The organism is uncultured Methanobrevibacter sp., from assembly GCF_947170395.1.
GTDB lineage: Archaea > Methanobacteriota > Methanobacteria > Methanobacteriales > Methanobacteriaceae > Methanocatella.
Map to the genome: position 1 here is coordinate 68,263 of NZ_CAMVTE010000002.1, position 25,397 is coordinate 93,659.

Consider the following 25,397-nt stretch of genomic DNA (forward strand, 5'->3'; position numbering starts at 1 on the left):
TATTTTTTAAAAATCTATTTGACATCAATATTTTCTATTGTTTTAATTGATTTTACACTAAAAATATTAAAATCAAATTTTCTTTGATGGTTTAAATATTGTCTTTAACATCTAGAAATCAAAGGTGGTTTGAAATTCACCGCTTATTTTGATGTATGGTTCAGCCCTATCGACTACAACACCCAATTTTCTTAATTCTTCCTTATTTGTAAATGGTGTTTTTTTCCTAATAGATATTATCTGGCGGGCAGATTTTACACCGATTCCAGGAACTCTAATCAGTTCTATCAGCGGGGCTCTGTTGATTTCTACAGGGAATATGTCCATGTTTTTTGCGGCAAGAATCTTTGGATCTTGAGTCAGTGACAACTTGTCGTTTTCATCAAATATCAATTCTTTCACGCTATAATGGTAATCGTTAAGCAGACTGTCGGCATTATACAGTTTAGCTGTTCTGTCTGTTGAACATGCCTGTTTATTTGCATATTCGGTTTCTTCAATTGGGGTGAAAGCAGAAAAATATGTCCTTTTCAAATCAGATTTCTTGTATATTTTTTCCATTCTCTGGAGAATTTCCTTGTCACTTTCATTGTTTGCACCGACAATTAGCTGTGTGGTATGGGTGGAATTTGGATATGTTGTACTTTTGTGCTGCAGGCTGTTGATCCAGGAAAGCCTTTTCAATATGTCCTTGTTGTAGTCCTTTGTTGATGACAGCTCGGCCAGACCTGACGGGGTTGCAGCTTCAATATTAATGCTGACCCTATTTGCTAAAGCCATTGCCCTTTTGATGGAGTCCTTGCTTGCTCCAGGCACGACTTTTAAATGTATATAATCATCGTAGCCGTACTTTTTCCTTAAAAGCTGGACTGTTTCAATCTGTTTTTCCATTGTTTCATCAACATCCCCAGCTATTCCTGAGCTTAAAAACAGTCCGTTGACAAGACCTCTATTGTAATAGCCAAGAAATGCCCTTGCAAGCTCTTCAGGTGACAGTTCAAGTCTGGTAAAGTTTCTTTTTGACTGGTTTATGCAGTACTTGCAGTCATTTTTGCATTTGTTTGTCAAAAGTGTTTTGAAAAGAGGAATCTTACATCCGTTATGACCTATAGCCTCATATATTCCAGGCAGATTGATTTGAGAGCTTTTATTGTGGCTTACATAGTCACAAAGGTCATACTGTGCGGAATCAGTTAGGATTTTCATCTTCTCTAATGTACTCATAAATATATATTATTATATTATATTAAATAAAAATTAGTTTTACAATATATTTTCCATGCAGATATTTGACAATTTACGATAAATTGATAATATTCTATTTTTTTTAATACTTTTTTTAATTTGTTGAATATGTTTCAAACAAATATGGTAATTTATACAAATCTTCAAATATTTCAAAAATATTGAATAGACTGATAATAAATATCAAATAGATATCTAACTGTATATTTTTATTAAAAAATTTAGTTAAACTGTAAACTTTATATACTATTAAAATTCTTATATAACAGTAGTTATTATTGATGACATTATCAAAAATAACGCTGAGGAAAAATATTGTTGTACAATATTAATATAATAAATAAAATTGAATTGAATGAAAGGTGTCGATGATGAACTTAAACTCTAAAATATTAAAATTATCACTTATAATAATGCTAATTTTAGTATTGATCCCAGCAGCTAGTGCTATGGATTCAGAAGGGTCTTTTTACCAGGAGTATGAAGTCCCGGAGGATGAGGGAATTGTCGAAGAGTATGGCAGCTATGATGTTGTGGATACTCAGGTTGACGTATCTTCCGACTACTGTTATGAAGAGGATGACCTGATTGACGATTCGGATATTAGTCAGCAGGCAGGCTCAGACAGTGAAGATGCAGTCGAAATTGCAGAATTGAACTTGGATTCTGTTCAGGAAACTCATGATATTATTGATCAAAATATCGATGAAGTTGACTTTGGAGTGACTTCCCAGGATATTGATAATATAATAAATAATGTCGATGAGACTAGTAGTGATGAATTGACATATGAAACAATTAGTGTTAATTATCAAGGTTCAATTTTTATTTCAAAATATGATACAACTTTTAATTATAATTTAATTAATCAGATATTATATACTGGAATGACGACGACATTCAAGTCAACGAGCTTGAATCGCAGTGCACTTAAGGTACTGGAATTGAAAAATAATCTTTTAACGAAACAGGATATGCAGACGTTTTTAGATGATAATGAAATTGATGAAGCAGATGACTTTATAGTTTGTATATCCAATACCAGCACTGATTTTGCATACAGTATCGACAATTCCATTGTTGGTGATGAATGCAGGATCTTTTTCATTGGTAACTCTTGTTTTTTAAAATTTTATCCTTGTTTTGATGCTATTTTTTGTTGTAAACCTTTAACTGTTGAAACTTTTTTGCGTGGTGATTTTTCGTGAATCGCTTCGGCTTTTTGTGTAATTTTGTGGTTGAATGTGTAGATACTCTATCTTTGATGATGGATGTACCTCAATCAGGGGTCAATCTGATAATAATTAAATAACTATAACCAATTCAATTGTTTTAAATCATGGGATGATTTCAAGTGGTTGATTATAGGAGTTCGGTTGTTGCCGGATCAGTTATTTCAAATCGGTAAAATGGTTTTTATATGGCTGGTTTATTAAAGTTATTTCAATTCAAATATAATATATTAGGAAATATATTATATGCAAGTATATTTTATACTAGTTCTATTTGACTAGGGCTAGTCAGGGGTAGATTTTCTAAATTTATTTTTTAGAATTTTCCCAAATTTTTCTATTTTTTGCTATTTTTCCGAAACATTTATATATGGAGTAATTATATATTATAAAGTAGTGTAGAAGTACACTTCTTTCATAAATTCTATTTTTATATTATTTGTATACGTGTTTTTTCTCGTGAAAATGAGAGTTTCAAGCCGAAACTCATATGAGGTAAAAACATGAAAATTAATGCGAAACTTTTAGTCGTTGCTTTTATTCTGGCGATCTTTTCAATAGGTGCTGTTGCAGCTAATGAAAACGTTACTCTAGAATCAAGCGAATTAACTCAAGTTCCACATGAACAGGTTGTTTCAGTTTCTGAGCCAACAGTTCCGGAAGTTGAAACGACAAATTATGAGACGTCTGCTAATGATATTAATAATGAAATATCAATAAGTTCAGACAAAAATGTAACTGATTCTAATTCAAAAGAATCTTTAAAGAGTAAAAAGGGAGAATCATTGTTGGGAGCATCTAATGATGAAGAAGTATTAAGTGCTATCCGCTATTTGTCTGGTGATACTTTCGATGATCTTCAAAATGCAATAAATAATACACAGGCTGGAGATATAATTGATTTACAGGGCAAAACTATATCCGGATACAGATCATTGAGTTGTAATAAAAATATTATTATAGCTAATGGTAATTTGGATGGAAATGATTATTTGGCCGCATATACTTTCCAAAATTGTAAGTTGGAAAATTTAACATTATCAAACTTCCATATGAGCTGGGGTGCATCAATTAATTATTGTACATTAAATAATGTTGCTTTCAATAATTTTTTAACAGACAAAGGTTGTACCTTTGCAATTAGATACTGTAATTTGGAAAGTGTTAACTTTACTAATTGTCATTCATTAATGCCTGCTGATCCACAAGGAGAAGACTTTGAAACAGGTGTAATGATTGTTACTTATGGTTCTAATTATAATAACTGTTATTTTACTAATTGTTCAACAAATAGACATTCCGGTGCAATTTGTGTAGCTGGAAGTCCGGGCAACACTGCAAATATTACAAATTGTGTATTTTATAATTGTTCATCCGGTGTAGGTGGAGCAATTTATTTACATGGTACAGGACTTACAGAAAATCGTCACAGTAATATTATTAACTGTTCATTTATAGATTGTAAAGCTACAGAATATGGTGGTGCAATTGGTTCTAGTCAGGATTATTTAAATATTGAAAATTGTGATTTTTATAATAATAGTGCTAAAAAAGGAGGCGCTATTATGGTTGGAGGTATCACACATGGTTTAGATGGAGATAATTCCGAAGGTCACAATAATTTATTAAATAATTGTTCTTTCTTCAATAACATTGCTACTGAAGAAGGTGGTGCAGTTCACATTACCGGTGACAATAATGAAGCTATAAATTGTGTTTTTGATGATAACTTTGCTCATAGTGGTAATGGTTCAGCTATTTATGTTCATGGTATGAATGCTTCTGTTTATGATTCAAATTTCACCAATCACGACTGTGCAAGAGGAACTGTTTATATATATGGTGAAAATTCAACCATTCAGGGTTCCCTTTTCGAAAACAACACTGCTTCCAAAGGCGGTGCTGGTGTTTATATTTTTGGAAACAATACATTTTTGGATAATAATGTCTTTAACGGAAATAATGCTACAATTCACGGTGGTGCAATTCACACCTACGGTAACAATGCAATAATTTCAAATTCAGTGTTTACAAATAACAATGCACTTCCTAATGTCACTGACAAATCTCAGGGGTTAGGTGGAGCTATATATATCCATGGAGATCATAATTTAATTTACAACTCCAATTTCACAGGAAACACAGCCCGTAACGGATCTGCAATCTATAATAATGGGGATAATTTAACTATTGAAAAAGGTAATTTCCTAAACAACCAGGCATGGAGTTATGTTATCATTACAATTACAGAGCCTCCTTCACCTATGTATTACAATGAAACTCAAGAGGTAAAAGTCAATTTAACAATGATTGGTGGAGACAATATTATCAACGCTATTCACAATGCTGAAGATCCAAACCAGATTTATCTCTACAATGTAACTTATTATCATTCCACAACCAACACTACACGTACCACCTCTAAAGATGAAATTCACCCTAGAGACGGTGTTGAAAATAGTGAAGGTGGAAAATATTTATACCAGGATGACCGTGAGGATTTACAGGTTATTAATGTTGTTGTAACTCGTGATAGTGATAATAAAGTAATTCTTAATACTACTGGAGATGATTTAAGAACTGGTCTTTATGGTAATGTTACTGTAACATTGGACCCTATATTGTTCGCTGGAAATTATACAATTTTTGCAGAACACCCTGATGATGAAAACTATACTGCTATTTCAAATACAACTCACTTTGAAATTCTTCCTCATGTTGATGTAAGTGTTACAAAAACCAGTAATAAGGAGGTTTATATTGTCGGTGAAGAGGCAATATTCACAATAGTTGTTAGAAATGTGGGAAGTGATGCAACCAATGTAACTGTAAGGGATATTCTTCCTGATTCTTTAAAATTTGTTTCAGCGGTAGCTACTCAGGGAACTTATGATCCTTCAACAAATATCTGGTCAGTTGGAGACATGACAAACGGATCATCTAAAACTTTAACTTTAACAGTTACAACCACAGAAATAGGCAGATTTGACAATGTTGTTAATGTAACCAGCAATGAAAAAGATTGGAATTTATCAAATAACGTTGCAAACAAAACCATTAAGGTAGATATATACTACACCAAGGAAGCTAATGTAACCAACACTTCAGCTGGTGAATATTTCGAATATTATTTAAGAGTCTACAATGTCGGTGATTCCACATATAACCAGACTTTAAGAGTTCGTGATGTTTTACCTGAAGGTGTTCAATATACTGGCATCTATGATTTGCAGGATGCTGACTTAATCAAATATATTAATTATGGATTTGAACAGATTTGGGAGATTACCAACATTTCATCAGGTACCCGTGCTAAAATTACCATTAAGGTTAAAGCACTTAAAGACGGTGTATGGAACAATACCATGTATGTATGGAATTTACCTCCAGTAAATGCAACCGTTAATGTATCTTCCAGTGCCGATTTACGTGTTGTTAAAGAGGTTTCAGTTAAAAATACCAAAAAAGGAGATCTAATTGACTGGACAATCTTTGTTAAAAATGAAGGTCCAAGTATAGCTATGGACGCATATGTTGATGATATATTGCCTAAAGGATTGGAAATTTACGGAATGACAGTTGCTTCAAAAGGCAGTTACAATAGAGACACTGGTAGATGGACTATCGGTGATATGGCTGTCGGTGAAATGCAGAATTTAACTATAACTACTCGTGTAACCATATCCGGCGAATCAATTACCAACAATGCTACTGTAAATTCATCCACTCCGGATCCAAAACCGGAAAACAACTTTGACAATGATACAACCAATGTAACTCCGGAAGGAGATGTTGGAGTCGAAAAGATTGTATCCACTCAGACTGCTTCCCATAACTCCATTGTAACTTGGACAATCAACGTTACAAACCACGGTCCTGATAAGGCTACCGGAGTATATGTAATTGATAAATTACCTGCAGGTTTGACATATATCAATTCAACAAAAACAAAAGGAAGTAATTATAATCCTGTTTCCGGCAGATGGAATATCGGTGATTTGGCTAACGGTGAGACTGCAACACTGACAATAAACACCAGAGTAAACATTTACGACGGATTTATTTCAAATAGCGCTATCGTTAACAGCACTTCCATTGATACAAATCCAAATAACAATTATGATGAAAACTTCACTCAGATTTCAACTGTAGCGGATGTAAGTATTCAAAAATTGGTTTCCAACATGACTTCCCACTATGGTGATGAAATTGAATGGACAGTAATTGTAAAAAATAATGGTCCTAATACCGCTGAAAACGTTTATGTTATTGACTTTTTGCCAGCTGATTTGATTCAGACCAAACAGCCTTACATAACCAAAGGTCAAATTTCACACTTGGGTCAAAACGGATTGTGGACTATCGGTGATTTGGCTGTCGGCGAGACTGCAAAGATTATAATTTACACAAAAGTTCAGGCATCAAACAAGACTATCATTAATGTTGCTAATGTAACCACTTCAACTTATGATTCCAACACATCAAACAATTGGGCTGAAAACGGCACTTACGTTCCTCCGGAAGCTGATGTTGAAGTAATTAAGACAGTCAGTAATTTAACTCCTAATAAGGGGGAAAATGTTGTTTGGACAATTTCTGTTATAAATACTGGTCGTAATACAGCTGAAAATGTTGTAGTAAAAGATATTTTGCCTAAAGGATTGGAATATGTTTCCCATGAACCTGCCTCAAAAGGTATGTACCACCACAATACAGGCACCTGGGACATTGGATATCTGGAAGTAAATTCAAGACAAACTTTAAAAATTACCACAAAGGTTGTTGACACAGGCAAAATCACTAATGAAGTGAACGTAACCACTACAACCTATGAAACTAACCTCGAAAACAATTATGACAACGAAACAATCGATGTACCTGCAATCGCTGATTTGGTTATTACCAAAGAGGTTTCAAACAAGACTCCTAAATTCGGTGACTTGATTAACTGGACAATTACAGTTACCAACAACGGTCCTAACAATGCAAGAAATGTTGTCGTTAATGATAAATTGCCTAAAGGATTGATTTATGTAACTCATAATGCTACCGTAGGTTTATATGATTCAGCACAGGGAATCTGGCAAATCGGTGATGTATTACACTTTGATACAGTGAAATTAATCATTACTACTCATGTAAATGTTACCAACGCTACAATTACTAATGTTGCTGTTGTAACTTCAACTACTCCTGATTCAAATGAAACCAACAACAAGGCTAACAATACCACTACCGTAGGTCCTGTAGCTGATTTGGCTATTGAAAAATTGGTAAATGACCACGGTCCTAAAAAAGGAGACGAGATTGTCTGGACTATTATTGTAACCAACAACGGTCCTGATGTAGCGGTTAAAGCTGTTGCAACTGATGTTCTACCTAACGGATTGATTTTCGTTAGTGCTACTGGTGATGGTAGTTACGACAATAAAACTAATTTATGGACTATAGGCGACATTGAAAATAAGGCAACAAGAGTATTATATATTACAACAAAAGTGAATGTTACTAAAGCAGTAATTACCAACACTGTTAATGTTACTTCAGACACTCCTGATCCTGATGATTCTAACAACGAAGACAATGAAACCATTGATGTAGGCCACGAAACTGACTTAAAAATTGTTAAAACAGTATCTAATTCCACTCCAAAATCCGGAGATGAAATTACCTGGAACATTACCGTTTACAATCTCGGTCCTGATGATGCTGTTGAAACCGTTGTAAGGGATAAGTTGCCTGCAGGTTTGGTATGGATTGGAGATGACAGTAACGGTGCATATAACCATATTACCGGAGTCTGGAATATCGGAACATTGGCTTACAACAATAACGTGACCTTGTTAATAAGGACTTTGGTGAACACTTCCGGTGTAAAAATCACTAACATCGCTAATGTAACCACAGACACTCACGATACCAATGAGTCAAACAACGAAGACAATGATACCATTGATGTTCCTGCAGATCCGAAAGCTGACTTGTCAATCATTAAAGAGGTTTCAAACAAGACTCCTCACAAAGGAGACACAATTACATGGACTATTACTGTAACAAATAACGGTCCTGATACTGCATACAATGTAACTGTAACCGATAAGTTGCCTTCAGGTTTGGTTTATAAAACCGATGATTCAAACGGCAAATACAATCAAACAACAGGCGTATGGACTATTGGAGAATTGGCAAATACAAAATCTGTAAGTCTGGTTATTACCACTTTGGTAAACATTACCAACACTACAATTACTAATGTAGCTAATGTAAACTCAACTACTCCTGACCCTAATGAGGAAAACAACAAAGTGAACAATAACACAACCGTAGCTCCTGAAGCTGATTTGGAAATCGTCAAATTGGTATCCAACGCTACTGTTAAGAAAGGCGACATCATAACCTGGACAATAACTGTAACAAACAACGGTCCTGATACTGCATTGAACGTATATGTAAGGGATGAACTGCCTAAAGGATTAGTATTAAACGGCTATTCAAAAACCAAAGGATTGTTTGATTCCTATACTTTTACCTGGTTTATTCCTAGCTTGGCTAAAGGTGAATCACAGAACTTAACCTTAAGGACTTTGGTAAACGTTACCAACAGGACTTTAGTCAACACAGCTAACGTTACAAACGATGTATATGATCCTAACACTACCAACAATGAAGCAAACAACAATACTACCGTAGTTCCTGAAGCTGACCTTGAAGTTATCAAGACAGCTATGAATTCAACCGTTAAAAAAGGAGATGTTCTAGGTTGGAACATTACCATTATCAATCACGGTCCGGACACTGTATCTGAGATTTCAATAGCTGATAAAGCTCAAACAGGATTGGTATTTGTTGATTTACACGGTAGATTAATTAACGGACAGGTAGTAACTGATAAAATTAAAGTCAATTTGCAGGCCGGAGAGTCAATGACAATTTATGTCGTTACTTTGGTTAATGCATCTAATGTCAATTTAACTAATGAAGTTGATGTAAAAGGAGATATTTATGACCCTAATCTGGAAAACAACTATGACAATGATACTGTTGAAGTTCTTCCAAGAGCCGACATTGTTGTGGAAAAAACAGTTTCATCAAATGTAACCAGAAAAGGTGAAGAGATTACCTGGACCATTAAAGTTACCAATAACGGTCCTGATACTGCTGTAAATACCAGAGTTACTGATAAGTTGCCTAAAGGTGATTTAATCTACAACGGCCATAAGGCTGATGTTGGTAATTATGATCCTGAAAGCGGTGTCTGGATTGTAGGTGATTTGGCAAATGGCGTTTCAAAAACATTGACAATCAAGACAATTGTAAACATTACAAACAAGACTATCATTAACGTTGCTAATGTAACCAGTGACACTCCTGGAAACAAAACAAATGACACTGACAATACAACTTCAGTTCCTGAAGCTGATTTGGAAGTTATCAAGACCGCAATGAATACTACTGTTAAAATGGGTGATGTAGTAGTTTGGAACATTACCATTATCAATCACGGTCCTGATACAGTTACTCGAATCAATGTATTTGATGAGGCTCAAAAAGGATTGATATTTGTTGGCCATAGCGGTCAGTTAAATCCTCAACAGAGTATTAGAGCAGTTATTGATGTCACTCTGGAAGCTGGTAAGTCAACAACCATTTATGTTAAAACCTTGATTAACGCATCAAATGTCAATTTGACAAATGAAGTTGTTGTAATCGGCAATGTTTATGACCCTAATCCGGATAACAACCGTGACAATGATACTGTTGAAGTGCCTCCTGTCGCTAACATTGTTGTAGAAAAGACTGTTTCATCAAATGTAACCAAATTTGGAGAAGAAATTACCTGGACCATTAAAGTTACCAATAACGGTCCTGATACTGCTGTCAATACCAGGGTAACTGATAAGTTGCCTGAAGGCGATTTAATCTACAACGGCCATAAGGCTGATGTTGGTAATTATGATCCTGAAAGCGGTGTCTGGATAGTTGGTGATTTGGCAAATGGCGTTTCAAAAACATTGACAATCAAGACTATTGTAAACATTACAAACAGGACTATCATTAACGTTGCTAACGTAACCAGTGACACTCCTGGAAACAAAACAAACGGCACTGACAATACCACATCTGAGCCTAAAGCTGATTTGGTTGTTGTTAAAGAAGTGTCCAATAAAAATCCAAGATTCGGTGAAGAGATTACATGGACTGTAACTGTAACCAACAAAGGTCCTGATGTGGCAGTAAATGCCAAAGTAACCGATAAATTGCCTGCCGGTTTGATATTCGTTAAATCCAATGGTAATTATAATGCAACTACTGGCGTTTGGACTGTCGGTGATTTGGCTGATGGTGAAAGCAAATCCTTAGTAATAACCACTCTTGTAAACGTTACTAATGCTACCATTAAAAATATTGCTAATGCAACCAGTGACACTCCTGGAAACAATACTCCTGGAAACAATACAACTGATGTAGGTTCAATTGCTGATTTGGAAATCATTAAGTTGGTATCCAATTCTACAGCTAAGACCGGTGATGTTATTTCATGGACTATTATTGTTACCAATAACGGTCCTGATGCAGCTATAAATGTTAATGTGACTGATAAGTTGCCTTCTGGTTTGACTTATAAGGCTCATAAGGCTGATTATGGTGTTTATGATCCTTCACAGGGTATTTGGATTATTGGTGATATGGCTAACGGCAAGTCATACAGTTTGGTTATTAACACTACTGTTGACATTTTAAACGGTACTATTGAAAACGTTGCTGTTGTAAATTCATCCACTCCGGACAACAACACAGACAACAACAAGGCTAACAATACTACTGATGTAGGTTCAAATGCTGATTTGAGCATTGTCAAAGAGGTTTCCAATAAGACCCCTCACAGCGGCGATATCATTACCTGGACAATTACAGTTACCAATAACGGTCCTGATGTGGCTCGAGGTGTTAATGTGACTGATAAGTTGCCTGCTGGTTTGACTTATAAGGCTCATAAGGCTGATTATGGTGTTTATGATCCTTCACAGGGTATTTGGATTATTGGTGATATGGCTAACGGCAAGTCATACAGTTTGGTTATTAACACTACTGTTGACATTTTAAACGGTACTATTGAAAACGTTGCTGTTGTAAATTCATCCACTCCGGACAACAACACAGACAACAACAAGGCTAACAACAACACAACCGTAAATGAAAATGCTGATTTGGTCATTGTCAAAGAGGTTTCAAACAAGAACCCTCACAAGGGAGACATTATCACTTGGACTGTAACAGTAACCAACAAAGGACCTTCCGAAGCTAAAAACGTAAAGGTAACCGATAAGTTGCCTGAAGGATTGGTATTCAAAGGTTCAAACGGTGCTTATAATCCTGAAAGTGGTGTCTGGACTGTTGGTGACTTGGCTGATGGTGAAAGCAAATCCTTAGTAATAACCACTCTTGTAAACATTACCAACAGGACTATTACCAACGTTGCTAATGTAACCAGTGACACTCCTGATTCAAACAAGACAAACAATGTAGCTAACAACACTACTGATGTGGCTCCTGAAGCTGACCTTGAGGTAATAAAAACAGTAAGCAATTCAACTCCTAAGAAAGGAGACATTATCACCTGGACTATTACTGTAACCAATAATGGTCCTGACGTGGCTGTCAATGTAAGAATAGTTGATACAATTCCTGAAGGACTTTTAGTTGTCGGAGATTCAATGACCAAACCTACAAGTGAAGTTATCATTGAAATTCCTAAGCTTGATGCAGGTAAATCAGCTGAATTTACAATTAAGACATTGGTCAACGTTACCAACGCAACTCTCAGAAACGTCGTTGTAGCTAATTCAACTACATACGATCCTAATGAAACCAACAATAAGGATAATGAAACTGCTGAAGTGCCTGCAGAAGCTGATTTGGAAATCATCAAATTGGTATCCAACTCCACTGCTCACAAAGGCGACATTATCATCTGGACTGTTAAAGTAACAAACAACGGCCCTGATGCAGCTGAAAAAGTTTATGTAAATGATATCCTGCCTAACGGACTGGTTTACAAAGCTCACAATGCAAATAAGGGATTGTTCGATTCAAACAAATTGGTATGGTTCATTGAATCATTGGCTAATGGAGAAACCCAGACATTAACAATCGAAACTTTAGTAAATACAACTAACACTAAAATTACAAACATCGTTAATGTAACTTCAGACACTCCTGATTCAAATAAAACCAACAATGTAGCTAATAACACTACTGATGTTCCTCCTGAAGCGGACATTGGTGTTGTTAAAGAGGTAAATGAAACTGAATGTGTAAAAGACCAAATCGTTGAATGGAAAATTACAATGACCAACCACGGTCCTGACGGAGCTACAGACGTTGTTGTAAAAGATAACTTGCCTGACACCCTGATATTCGTAAGTGCCGACGGCAATTATAACCCTCAAACAGGTATCTGGACTATTGATTACTTGGCTAGTGGTGAAACACGTGTTTTAACCATTATAACCAAAGTAAACACTACCGGTATGGTAATCGTAAACAACGTTACCGTAACCAGCGGAGTCTATGATCCTGACATGAGCAACAACAAGGCATCCAACAACACTACTGTTGTAAAAGAGACTTTGGCTGATTTGGTAATCGTTAAAGAGGTTTCAAACAAGAACCCTCACAAGGGAGATGCAATTACCTGGACTATTACTGTAACCAACAATGGTCCTGACAGTGCAAAAGACGTAACAGTAACCGATAAGTTGCCTGCAGGATTAATATTTAAAGATGCAAACGGCAATTATAATCCTGCTACTGGTGTATGGACAGTCGGTGATTTGGAAAACGGCAAATCCGCAAGTCTAATCATAACCACTGTGGTTGACATTACAAACAGTGAAATTACAAACGTTGCTGTTGTAAACTCCACCACTCCGGACAACAACACTGACAACAACAAGGACAATGACACTACCGTCATTGACCCTGAAGCGGACATCAGCGTAATCAAGACAGTGTCCAACCCAACTCCTAAAAAAGGTGATGTGATTACCTGGACAATTGTTGTAACCAACTTCGGTCCTGATGCGGCTAAAGACGTTGCAGTTGTAGAGGAATTGCCTGAAGGATTACAACTGATGGCAGCAAAAGGAAGCAAAGGTGCATATGAAAACGGTATTTGGACAATTGGAGAGTTGAAAAATCATGAACAGGCAACATTGACATTGACAACTAAAGTAACCGTTTCCGGCGGTACCATTGAAAATATTGTCGTTGCAAGTTCATCCACACACGATTCCAATAAAACCAACAACAATGATACTGAAGTAACTAATCCAAAACCTGTTGAAACCAGTGCTGATTTGGAAATTACCAAAGTGGCTAATGTTAAAGCGGTTAAAGTTGGAGACAATTTCATATGGACTATTACTGTAACCAACCACGGTCCTGATGTAGCGAAAAACGTTCGTGTAATCGACTGGGCTGTCGGTGACTTCGAATTGCTGAATGTCATTGCATCCAAAGGAGAATTTGATGTAAATACTGGAATTTGGGCTATTGGAGACATGAAAGTTGGAGATACTGTAAGCTTAAAACTCATCTGCAAAGCATTGAGTGATATTCCTGCAGTAAACCATGCTATTGTGGAAAGTGATACTCCAGATCCAAACGAGGACAACAATCACGACATGTCCACAGTTGATGTGTATAAGCCAACTCCTGATGCTCCGGTAAAACACAACGTTCCAAACGCTCCTGTAATGCATGCTACCGGTAATCCGATTGTAATGGTTCTTTTAGCACTTTTAGCTATTGTTGGAGTAACCTTAAGAAAAAGAAATTAAACACAAAATGGGAATTCAATTTCCCATACTTTTTTATTTTTTGCCTATTTTGAAACTAAATTTTAATTGAAGCCGGACTTCATAATACTTATTGTTAATATATTAACTGTCATTTTAATCGATGCTTTTTTTAAAATTATTGATTCAAGCTTACTTTTTTTCTAAACTTTGTCTGCCAATCTACATAGGATTAGGCAAATTCATAGTTTTCAAATCATTCAAATATTTTAAAAGTCATTAATGATATAAATATTAATGATTAGATTAAATGTGTGATTGAATGAAAAGTGATAGTATTAAAAAAGGAATTCAAAGGGCTCCACACAGATCCCTTTTAAGGGCATGTGGACTTGACGATGAAGACTTTAAAAAACCGTTCATTGGAATAGCCAACAGTTTCACCGATATCGTGCCGGGTCACATTCACCTCAAAGAACTGGTTGAATTTGTAAAGGAAGGTATCAAAGCTGCCGGAGGTATTCCATTCGAATTCGATACAATGGCAGTATGTGACGGAATAAGCATGAACCATGAAGGAATGAAATACTCCCTTCCATCAAGGGAAATCATTGCAGCAACCGTTGAAAGCATGACCAAAGGACACGCATTCGACGGACTTGTACTGATTCCAAGCTGTGACAAGGTAGTTCCTGGAATGATTATGGGTGCGGCCCGTGTTAATGTGCCAAGTATTGTGGTTACAGGCGGACCTATGCAGTCAGGCGAATACAACGGCAAACCTGCAGATTTGATTACAGTTTTTGAAGCTGTCGGTGCAAATTCCGCAGGCAAGATGTCTGAAGAGGAAGTTCTTGAACTTGAAAAATGCGCCTGTCCTGGAGCCGGAAGCTGTTCCGGGCTGTTTACTGCAAACACAATGGCATGCATAACCGAAACATTTGGTTTATCCCTGCCTACCTGCGCCACAACCCATGCAAGAACAGAGGAAAATGATAATATTGCATTCGAATCCGGACGTCAGATTATTAAGCTGGTTGAAGAGGACATTAAACCGTCTGATATACTGACTCAGGAAGCGTTCAACAATGCAATTGCAGTTGACATGGCTTTGGGTGGCTCTTCAAATACCGCACTGCATATTCCTGCAATTGCAAGTGAAGTTGAAGGTGTCGATGTTGATTTGGAACTGTTTGATGAAATTTCAAGAAACGTTCCCCACATTGCGCTCATCTCCCCTGCCGGTGAAGACTCAATGATGGATTTGCACCTTGCAGGAGGAATTCAGGCTGTTTTGAAAACATTGGGTGATAAGATAGACACCAGTCAGTTGACAGTAACCGGAAAGACAATTGCAGAGAATTTAAAAACTGTTGAAAACAAAAACACCGATGTAATCCATACCCTTGACAATCCCGTTCATGAAGATGGTGGTATAGCTATTTTGAAAGGTAATTTGGCACCAAACGGCAGTGTAGTCAAAAAAGGTGCTGTAGCAGACAATCTTATGCATCTTAAGGGTCCTGCAAAGGTATATGACTCTGAAGAGGAAGTCACAAAAGCGATTTTCGACCATGAAATCGGTGAAGGCGATATTGTTGTTATCAGATATGAAGGACCTAAAGGAGGTCCTGGAATGCGTGAAATGCTCAACCCGACTTCAGCTCTTGCGGGAATGAACATAAAGGACGTCGGTCTGATTACTGACGGAAGGTTTTCAGGAGGAACAAGAGGACCTTGTATAGGACATGTATCACCTGAAGCAAGGGAAAACGGACCTATTGCTGCCATTCAAAACGGTGATATAATAGAAATTGACATTGAAAACAGATTGATTAATGTTGAGCTTACAGATGAGGAAATCGAAAGCAGACTTAATGAAGTCGAACACCCTGAAAGCGACGTTACAGGATGGCTGGCAATATATCAAAAGCTGGTCCACTCTGCTGATACCGGAGCTATTTTAAGGTAGTGTTAAAATGGAAATTCTTAACTATTCAGAGATTGATTTGGCCGAAACCATCAAAAGGTCAGAAGAGGACGTAAACAAGGTCCTTGATATAGTTTCAGATATTTTAAACAATGTCAAAAACAATAAGGATAATGCTATTAGAGAATATACTGAAAAGTTCGACGGTGTTACAATAGAAAATTTGAAAGTATCCAAAGATGAAATTGCGGAGGCTTATGACACTTTGGATGATGAATTGCTTGCGGCTTTAAAACAGGCTGCATCCAACATTGAAAAATTTCACAAAAAGCAAATTCCAGGCGAGTGGGAAATGGAAGTGAACCCCGGAATCGTTGCAGGTCAAATCGTAAGGCCGATTAACTCAGCGGGATGTTACATACCTGGTGGAAGGGCAGCCTATCCCTCATCAATATTGATGACTGTAATACCTGCAAAAATCGCAGGTGTTGAAAAGGTTGTATGTGTAACACCACCGCAAAAGGACGGCAAGATTCTGGATGCCATTTTGGTAGCCGCAGACATTGCAGGCGCTGATGAAATCTATAAGGTCGGCGGTGCCCAGGCTATTGCAGGTCTTGCATATGGAACCGAATCAATTCCTCGCGTAGAAAAAATTGTAGGTCCCGGAAATATATTCGTTACAGCAGCAAAGAAACTGGTCTATGGTCAAGTAGATATCGAGTTTCCGGCAGGTCCATCAGAAGTGCTGATATTGGCTGATGAAACAGCTAATCCTGAATTTCTGGCAACTGACATATTGGCGCAGGCAGAACACGATCCTAATGCGTCCTGCTTTTTGGTAACAGATTCAAAGGATTTGGCTATTAAGACTGATGAATTTGTCAAACAGTTAACCGAGATTGCACCAAGACGTGAAATTATTGAAGAGTCATTATCTAAAAGCGGAAAAATTATTATCACAGACACATTTGACGAAGCTATTCATGTAACAAACGAATACGCTCCAGAACATTTAATCATAACCACTAAAGATGATGATGAAACACTTTCACACATTAACAATGCAGGGTCAATCTTTTTAGGCTCATACTCACCGGTTGCAGCCGGGGATTACGGATCCGGAACAAATCACGTTCTGCCTACAGGCGGCGGTGCAAAAATGTATTCCGGTCTTTCAACTGAAGCATTCATTAAGAAACCTACAGTTCAAAGACTGACAAAAGAAGGTTTAAAGGAATTGTCAAAGACATCCGTTCCTATAGCCGAATATGAAGGATTTTTTGCACATGCAAACTCCTTTAAAACAAGATTGAAATAGTTTATAAGTAATTTCTTATAAACCTTTCTTATTTTTTAATATATTATAATATTTTATTCACATCTAAATTCAACGTTTTCATTTTAATCTAATAATATGCGTTCAATTTTGATTTATAAGTCTATAAAGTATTTATATAAAACTGTATCTAATTTTATTTTGTAATAGATAAATTAACAACTTTATTAACTAATTTGGGGATTAAATTATATTTTTTCCCCTATTTTTTAATGGGGGGTTGATTTGAGCGAATTATTAATTTTGCTTGACATTGTCTTGATCGTTCTTGATATTATTGTCATAGTCAAACATTTCAATAATTAATTGAATGGTCTCGTATGATAGTTGGTTTTTGTAAGGTTGGTTCGTGATTTTTCAAGGCCCACCAGCCGGAAGTTTTGCTTAACTCTTCCCAACCTTATTAGACTATTATAATTGCTTATTTTTTTAAAATACCCATTTTTAAACAATTTGAGAAAACTTTATATATTATGTAAATCTACACTATATTTAAGAATATGAGTTATTCATATTCAATACCTTCTATTAAAAAACAGAAGAATTAGTTAATTAAAACAGTTGTCTAATCTGGTGGTAGTTTATAGGATTTCCTATAAACTTAGACAACACTTATTTTTAAAAGTATTAATTATTTTTCTTTTAAAATTAATTTATTTTTACAGACCTCGAGGTGAATAATTTGCAAGGTTTATTAAAAGACTGGAGGAGAACCAACTATGCCAGCCAATGCAACAGTGAAATTGCAGGCAGTGAAGTCACTGTAATGGGTTGGGTACATGAAATCCGTGATTTCGGAGGAATCATGTTTGTCATCATCCGTGACGTGACTGGCAGAGTACAGATTACTGCTCCAAGCAAAAAAGTAGATGAAAACATAATGGAAGAATTAAGAGAATTGAGAAAAGAATCCGTTGTAGCTATCAAAGGTATGGCACAGGAAGCTCCTAAAGCACCAAACGGTGTTGAAATTTTACCAAAAGAAATTAAACTGTTAAGCTTAGCCAATCAGCCTTTACCGATGGATCCAACCGAAAAGGTTAAAGCCGGAATCGATACAAGATTGGATTCAAGATTTTTAGATATCAGAAAGGAAAACGTTTCAGCTATTTTCAAAATCAAAGGTCAGATGTTCCATTCAATCAGAGATTTCTTTTATGATAATGGATTTTATGAAATTAACACCCCTAAACTCGTAGCTTCAGCTACCGAAGGAGGAACAGAATTATTCCCTATTCTTTACTTTGACAAAGAGGCATTTTTAGGCCAATCTCCACAATTATACAAGCAGATGATGATGGGCAGTGGAATGGACAAGGTATTTGAAATAGGCCAGATTTTCAGAGCAGAAGAGCACGATACCTTAAGACACTTAAACGAAGCAGTATCCATCGATGCAGAAGCATCATTCGTGGATGACGTTGACATGATGAACGTCTTAAACAAGATGCTCGTTAAAGTAATAGGCGACATCAATGAAAAATGCAGCGATGAATTGGACATTTTAGGTCATGAACTGGAACTTCCGGATGAGAAATTCCCGCATGTAACCTACGATGAGGCTGTAGACATCATCAATGCAAACGGCGTTGAGCTTCCATGGGGTGAAGACTTATCCCGTGAGGCAGAAAAGGTATTGGGTGAAGAGATGGGAGGATTTTATTTCCTCACCGAATGGCCGTCTGCAATCAAGCCGTTTTACGTAATGCCTAAAGACGGAGATGAAAAATACTCCCATGCATTCGACCTGATGTATAACAACTTGGAGCTGTCTTCAGGTTCCACTCGTGTACACCAGCACGACTTGCTTGTAAAGCAAATTGAGGAAAGAGGATTGAATCCTGACGGATTCGGAACTTATCTTAAAGCATTCGAATACGGTATGCCTCCTCACGCAGGTTGGGGTGTAGGTGCTGAAAGACTTACCATGGTCATGACCGGATCTGAAAACATCCGTGAATGTGCACTCTTCCCAAGAGACAGGCAAAGATTAACTCCTTAATCTTTTTTTCTTTTTTAAGGATAATATGGAAGAATATGACATAGCTGTTGTTGGCGGAGGACCGGCAGGAATCATGGCGGCAATTACGGCTAGCCAGAATTCCTCAAGGGTTGTACTGCTTGAGAAAAATTCCTCTCTTGGTCGCAAACTGTTAATGACTGGTGGAGGAAGGTGCAACATTACCAATCTCAAGCCAATAAAAAAGCTATTGAATTCATATTCCCAAAAAAACTTTTTAAAACACTCTTTTTATACTTTTACAAATGAAGATTTATTTTCCCTATTTCAGGATAAGGGTTTGGGTTTTATTCAGGAAGATGACAACAGGATTTTTCCCGAAACCGAAAAGTCTTTAGATATTTTAAATGTTTTAACTGAGTATCTCGATGATGTTGTTATAAGTTATAACTTTGAAGTCGAATCGATTAGGCAAGGTTTTATAATCAACGATAAGATTAAAGCAGATAAGGTTATAATCGCAACCGGCGGAATAACATATCCCCAAACCGGATGCGGCATGAAAAATTATTCTTTGACTTCACAGCCCATAACAGACATCAAATACGGTCTTGTTCCGCTATTGACAAAAAGAGACTTGTCCGATATTGCTGGAGTAACCCTATATGATGTAGTTATAAGTTATAAGAAAAGCAGGGTGAAAGGCAACGTGCTCTTTTCCCATGTTGGCCTGACAGGTCCCGGAATCATAAATCTGAGCAATGAAATCTCAGAAGTTTTAAGTTATAACTTGTTGGAGAGCGGTCCTGATTTTGACATTGACATTGCAGTTGATCTTGTTCCCGAGCTTTCACGTGACCAGCTCAATGAAAGGTTTACAGGTGATTTTCAGTCAAAGGGAAAGACAATGCTTAAAAATTATCTGAAACTGTTTTTGACAAACAGATTTATAGGTTTCTTTTTGGATGAAATAGGTTTGGACGGGGAAATTCAATTGTCCAAAATCAACAAGAAAAGCAAAAACCGCCTGATTGAAAATTTAAAAAGATTCACTTTTGAAATTGACGGATTTAACAGTGATCTGGCTAAGGTTACCATTGGCGGAGTTGATCTGGCAAACATTAATCCGAAAACCATGGAATCCACCTTAATTCCCGGATTGTATTTTGCAGGTGAAGTTCTTGATTTGCACGGTCCCACCGGAGGGTATAATCTCAAGATTGCATTTTCAACAGGTTATCTTGCGGGATTGTCCGCCAGCGATAGATGATATATATCACCAATTTCAAATCAATTTCAAAAACCAAAACCTTGATGTTAATGTAGGACACGATTAATATTAATCCACTTCAAAACCAAAACCATCAAAATAATTCATCATATTTTCGATTTAAGTGCACTTTCAATCCGCTCAATTTTTTTCAAAAACAAAATATTTAACATATATTTAATCCAAAGGTTAACTTATGACAGACAAAATGTTCATGGGTGCATCAACTAAACAAGGTCTGGATATTGCAAACAAAAGTAGAGAGATTATCCGTGGCCTTATTGGTGATGATGTCAAAGACTTGAAACCTATAGAAAGAGACATCGTTGAGAGAATCGTTCACTCAACTGCCGATCCTGAATATGCCAAATTGGTACATATGAGTTCTGATTTTGTGGATGCAGCTATGGCCTCCCTTAAAAATAAGGAAACCATCCTGACTGACATCAATATGGTCAAGTATGGTATCACCAGATATGAGGGGGAAGTTGAGTGTTACATCAAAAACGAGGAAGTTGTAAAGATAGCTAAGGAAAATCAGATTACAAGAGCGGCTGCAGCTATGCGTTATGCTGCAAGTAATGATTTTGAAGGAATTGTAGTTTCAGGTAATGCTCCAACCGCTGTTTTTGAAGCAATGGATTTATATGCAAGAGGTGAAATGAATCTCAAGGCAATCGTAGGTGTTCCTGTCGGTTTTGTAGGAGCTGCAGATTCAAAAGAAGCTTTAAGAAATTCAGATATTCCAAACATCATTGTTGAAGGTCCTAAAGGAGGAACTCCAATCGCCGTTGCATGCGTAAATTCATTAATCCAACATTTATAGTGTGATAAAATGTATTCAGAAGAATTGTTCAATGAATCTAAAAATTATTTTCCGGGAGGCGTAAACTCTCCGGTACGTGCCTTTAAGCCTTATCCGTTTTTCGTTAAAAGCGCCGGTGGATCCAAACTCACAGACGTTGACGGAAAAACATATATTGACCATTGTCTGGCTTATGGTCCTTTGATATTGGGTCATGCAGACCCTAAGGTTGTAAGGGAAGTTTCAAACCAATTGACAATAGGAACCGCTTACGGTACTCCGACAGAAAATGAGATAACCCTTGCAAAGGAAGTGGTTGACAGAATTCCGTCTGCTGAAATGGTAAGGTTCTGTAACAGCGGAACCGAAGCGACCATGAGTGCAATCAGGCTTGCAAGAGGTTTCACAGGCAGGGACAAGATTGTCAAGTTTGAAGGAGCATATCATGGTGCACACGATTATGTATTGGTAAAAGGCGGTTCTGGTGCTGCAACACTACCTGACAGTCCTGGTATTCCAGAAGACACAACTAAAAATACATTATCTGTTCCATTCAATGATGAGCAGGCCCTTACAGAATTGATTGAAAAGGAAGGCGAAAACATTGCCTGTATAATTATGGAAGTTGTCATGGGTAATGTCGGCTGCATTGAACCGAAACCTGGCTTTTTGGAGTTTATAAGAAAAATAACAGAAGAAAACAATATCATATTAATATTTGATGAAGTCATTACAGGTTTTAGAGCATCAAGAGGAGGTGCCCAGGAGTATTATGGAGTAACTCCCGATTTAACTACTTTAGGTAAAATAGTAGGCGGAGGTCTTCCTATGGGTGCATTCTGTGGTAAAAGGGAAATCATGGAAATGATTGCTCCTAACGGTCCTGTCTATCAGGCAGGTACATTTTCAGGAAATCCAGTTTCAGTTCAGGCCGGTATTTCTACTTTAACCCAGCTCGATGATGCTTTCTATAAGGAACTTGAAAGGAAAGGAAACTACTTAAGAGGCAATATCCAGTCAATCATAGAGGATGAGGAATATAACATTCAACCGGTAGGGCTTGCGTCAATGTTTCAGATTTATTTCAATCCCGAACCGGTTTACAACTATGCTGATGCTCAAAATTCAGACAGAAAACTGTTCTTGAGATATTTCAAGGCGCTTTTGAAAGAAGGAGTCTTCATCCCTCCATCCCAGTTTGAGTGCAATTTCATTTCAAATGCACACAGCATGGAGGATATGCAGAAGACTTCAGACGCCATTGAAATAGCTCTTCAGGCAGCTTTCAGAAAAAGAAGAAGGTAATATAATGGAAATAGATTTTAAGGAAATTGCATCATACATAATAATTCTTGTAATTGTTCTTATTGCCGCCCAACACCTGAACGTGGTCGTTTCAGGCAGTATGGAACCTGCATTCTACAGAGGAGACATTGTCATGGTTCAAAAGGCGGATTTTTTAGGCATCCACGAATTTGACCCTGCGGATGTCAAGATAGGTGATGTAGTCGTTTATGATGCTGCATGGTTTGACCAGCCGGTAATTCATAGGGTTATTAATATTGTCAATATCAACGGAACCACGATGTATGTGATTAAGGGGGACAACAACGATTCTCCAGATCCGTATTACGTTACCAAAGACCAGATAAGAGAAAAGGTCGTAACCTTTGGTGACAATCTTGTGGTAATTCCAAAAATCGGTTATCTTTCCCTTTGGTTAAGGGGTTTATGATTATTTAAGGTGAGTTAATGTATTTTGAAATTGAAAAACAGGCTATCGATGCCATAAATAAGGCATTGGATCAATATGATGTGGAAATTGACAGGGATTTCAAATTGGAATTTCCTCCAAATCCTAATTTGGGAGATCTTGCAAGTACAATTGCTTTTGCTTTAACCAAAAAGTTAAGGACTTCACCTCCTGAAGTTGCAAAGGATTTGGTTGAAAAGATAGAGGTTCCTGAGATTTTTTTAAAAGTCCAGAACTTCGGACCTTACGTGAACTTTTTCATTGACTATTCCAAGTTTTCCAAAATGCTTCTGGAAAAGGTGGATGAAGATTACGGAAAGCTTCCGGCATATGGTGAAAAAATCATTCTGGAGCATACTTCAGCTAATCCTAACGGTCCGCTGCACATCGGACACATAAGAAACTCCATTTTCGGAGATTCCCTTGCAAGGCTTTTGCGTCTTGCCGGAAGGGAAGTGGAAACACAGTATTATGTCAATGATATGGGAAGACAGATTGCCATAATCGTCTGCGGCATAACCGAATGCGGCCTTAAGATTGAGGATTATGAAGGCGAAAAGCTTGACCATAAAATCGGAAAACTTTATTTTGATGCAAACAAGGCTGTTGAAGAGGATGATGCTTTAAATGCTAAAGTTGACGAATTAATCCAGAAATACGAAAAGGGTGAAGATGAAGAGTTGAATAAAGTCTTTGAAGATGTTGTCTCAAAATGTATTTCCGGAATGAAAGAGTCTCTTTTAAGGATGAACATTGTCCACGATGACTTCGTCTGGGAAGGCCAATTCATTAGAAATGGCGAAGTCGATGATTTGGTATATTACATCCAAAGAGAAGGATTCACACGTGAAGACGATGTCTTATACATTGATTTGACAGACTTCAACATCGAAAAGGAATTTGTTTTAAGAAGGTCAAACGGTACTTCACTTTATTCAACCCGTGATCTGGCTTATCACAAATACAAAGCTACTTTAGGAGACACAGTACTTGACATTTTAGGTTCAGACCATAAGTTGGCTGCAAAACAAATCAAAGTCATTTTTGAAGAGATTTTAAGACAGACTCCGCCTGAAGTAATCTTTTATGAATTCATTACCCTTCCTGAAGGATCAATGTCAACAAGAAGAGGTAAATTCGTTTCTGTCGATGAGCTGATTGATGAGGCAGTATCAAGAGCCACTGATGAAATCAAATCAAGAAATCCTGATTTGACTGATGAAGAAATCGCACCGATGGCTGAAGAGATTGGTGTGGGAGCAGTAAGATTCTTCATTGCTAAATTATCCCCTGAAAAACACTTAACTTTCAAATGGGATGAAGCTTTAAGCTTTGAGAGAGGTTGTGCATCTATTCAGTATGCACATGCAAGGGCATGCAAATTACTTGATAATGCCGGCAAAGACATCAGCTCTTTAAAAGTTGATGATAACTGGGTTCCAAATGAATCTGAACAGGATCTTATAAGACAGATTGCTAAGTTCCCGCAAGTTGTTGAAGATTGTGCTAATAAAAAGAGAGTTCACAACATTACACAATATTGTCAGGACTTGGCAGGTTCATTTAACAGATTCTACAAATCAGAACAGGTAATTGGTTCTGAAGTAGAAGACACCAGATTGATTTTAGTTGACAGAGCTAAAACAACCATTAAAAACGCTTTAGATATTTTAGGTGTTTCAGCACCTGAAAAAATGTAGATGGGTAATTTAACTCATCTTTTTAATTTTTTTACTAAAAATATTAAATTTCATCACCTAATTAAAATCAATAACATTCAAATGTTTTATTCCGTCTCTTGAAAGGTCAAATTCGTCTGTTGTAATAATATATGCATCGAATTTATCTTTTATTCTAAAAAATGGCTCATACTCTCTTTTAATTGTTTTTTCATCAGATAACACATATGATACTTGAATATATTTGTTGACCATTTTTTTCACAAATAAAATCAATTTCTTTTTTGTGAATTTCATGGTAAAAGTTAACCATCAACTTCAACAGGCACATATTACTCTGACCATTAACAAAATTTTACAAAAATTATTTTTTTAAGTGTATC

12 protein-coding genes are annotated in these 25,397 nt (G+C 36.7%); 10 read left to right on the forward strand and 2 right to left on the reverse strand.

Translation table 11 applies throughout. The features are described 5' to 3' along the window. Window positions 1-111: 111 nt before the first annotated feature. Complete coding sequence (locus Q0W04_RS01025; protein WP_298499092.1) at window positions 112-1,224, reverse strand: radical SAM protein; 1,113 nt, start codon at window positions 1,222-1,224, stop codon at window positions 112-114. 470 nt (window positions 1,225-1,694) lie between these two features. On the opposite strand from Q0W04_RS01025, the gene Q0W04_RS01030 reads away from it, so the two are divergent. From Q0W04_RS01030 to argS, 10 genes are all read left to right on the forward strand, one after another. After that, on the forward strand, window positions 1,695-2,453 hold the full coding sequence (locus tag Q0W04_RS01030; RefSeq protein WP_298499095.1) for a hypothetical protein: 759 nt from the start codon (window positions 1,695-1,697) through the stop codon (window positions 2,451-2,453). A gap of 527 nt (window positions 2,454-2,980) precedes the next feature. Next, complete coding sequence (locus Q0W04_RS01035) at window positions 2,981-14,320, forward strand: hypothetical protein (protein ID WP_298499098.1); 11,340 nt, start codon at window positions 2,981-2,983, stop codon at window positions 14,318-14,320. Between the two features lie 280 nt (window positions 14,321-14,600). Beyond that, the gene (gene ilvD, locus Q0W04_RS01040; protein WP_298499101.1) at window positions 14,601-16,250 is read left to right on the forward strand and encodes a dihydroxy-acid dehydratase; all 1,650 of its coding nucleotides are present in this window, start codon (window positions 14,601-14,603) and stop codon (window positions 16,248-16,250) included. A 7-nt stretch (window positions 16,251-16,257) separates the two neighbouring features. After that, window positions 16,258-17,529 carry a histidinol dehydrogenase gene (gene hisD, locus Q0W04_RS01045; protein WP_298499104.1) on the forward strand — a complete coding sequence of 424 codons (1,272 nt, stop codon included), beginning with the start codon at window positions 16,258-16,260 and terminating at the stop codon, window positions 17,527-17,529. A gap of 700 nt (window positions 17,530-18,229) precedes the next feature. Then, complete coding sequence (aspS, locus tag Q0W04_RS01050) at window positions 18,230-19,549, forward strand: aspartate--tRNA(Asn) ligase (protein WP_298499107.1); 1,320 nt, start codon at window positions 18,230-18,232, stop codon at window positions 19,547-19,549. Between the two features lie 25 nt (window positions 19,550-19,574). Then, window positions 19,575-20,777 (forward strand): aminoacetone oxidase family FAD-binding enzyme, encoded by a 1,203-nt coding sequence (locus Q0W04_RS01055; protein WP_298499110.1) that lies wholly within the window; start codon window positions 19,575-19,577, stop codon window positions 20,775-20,777. Window positions 20,778-20,973: 196 nt separating this feature from the next. Further along, entirely contained in the window at window positions 20,974-21,603 is a 630-nt protein-coding gene (locus tag Q0W04_RS01060; protein ID WP_298499113.1) for a cobalt-precorrin-8 methylmutase, read from the forward strand. Between the two features lie 9 nt (window positions 21,604-21,612). After that, window positions 21,613-22,887, forward strand: coding sequence for a glutamate-1-semialdehyde 2,1-aminomutase (gene hemL / locus Q0W04_RS01065; protein WP_298499116.1), 1,275 nt, complete (start codon window positions 21,613-21,615; stop codon window positions 22,885-22,887). Window positions 22,888-22,891: 4 nt separating this feature from the next. Continuing rightward, window positions 22,892-23,317, forward strand: coding sequence for a signal peptidase I (locus Q0W04_RS01070; RefSeq protein WP_298499119.1), 426 nt, complete (start codon window positions 22,892-22,894; stop codon window positions 23,315-23,317). 17 nt (window positions 23,318-23,334) lie between these two features. After that, the gene (argS, locus tag Q0W04_RS01075; RefSeq protein WP_298499123.1) at window positions 23,335-25,035 is read left to right on the forward strand and encodes an arginine--tRNA ligase; all 1,701 of its coding nucleotides are present in this window, start codon (window positions 23,335-23,337) and stop codon (window positions 25,033-25,035) included. Between the two features lie 57 nt (window positions 25,036-25,092). On the opposite strand, the gene Q0W04_RS01080 is transcribed toward argS, so the two are convergent. Then, window positions 25,093-25,311 carry a hypothetical protein gene (locus tag Q0W04_RS01080; RefSeq protein ID WP_298499126.1) on the reverse strand — a complete coding sequence of 73 codons (219 nt, stop codon included), beginning with the start codon at window positions 25,309-25,311 and terminating at the stop codon, window positions 25,093-25,095. Window positions 25,312-25,397: the final 86 nt, after the last annotated feature.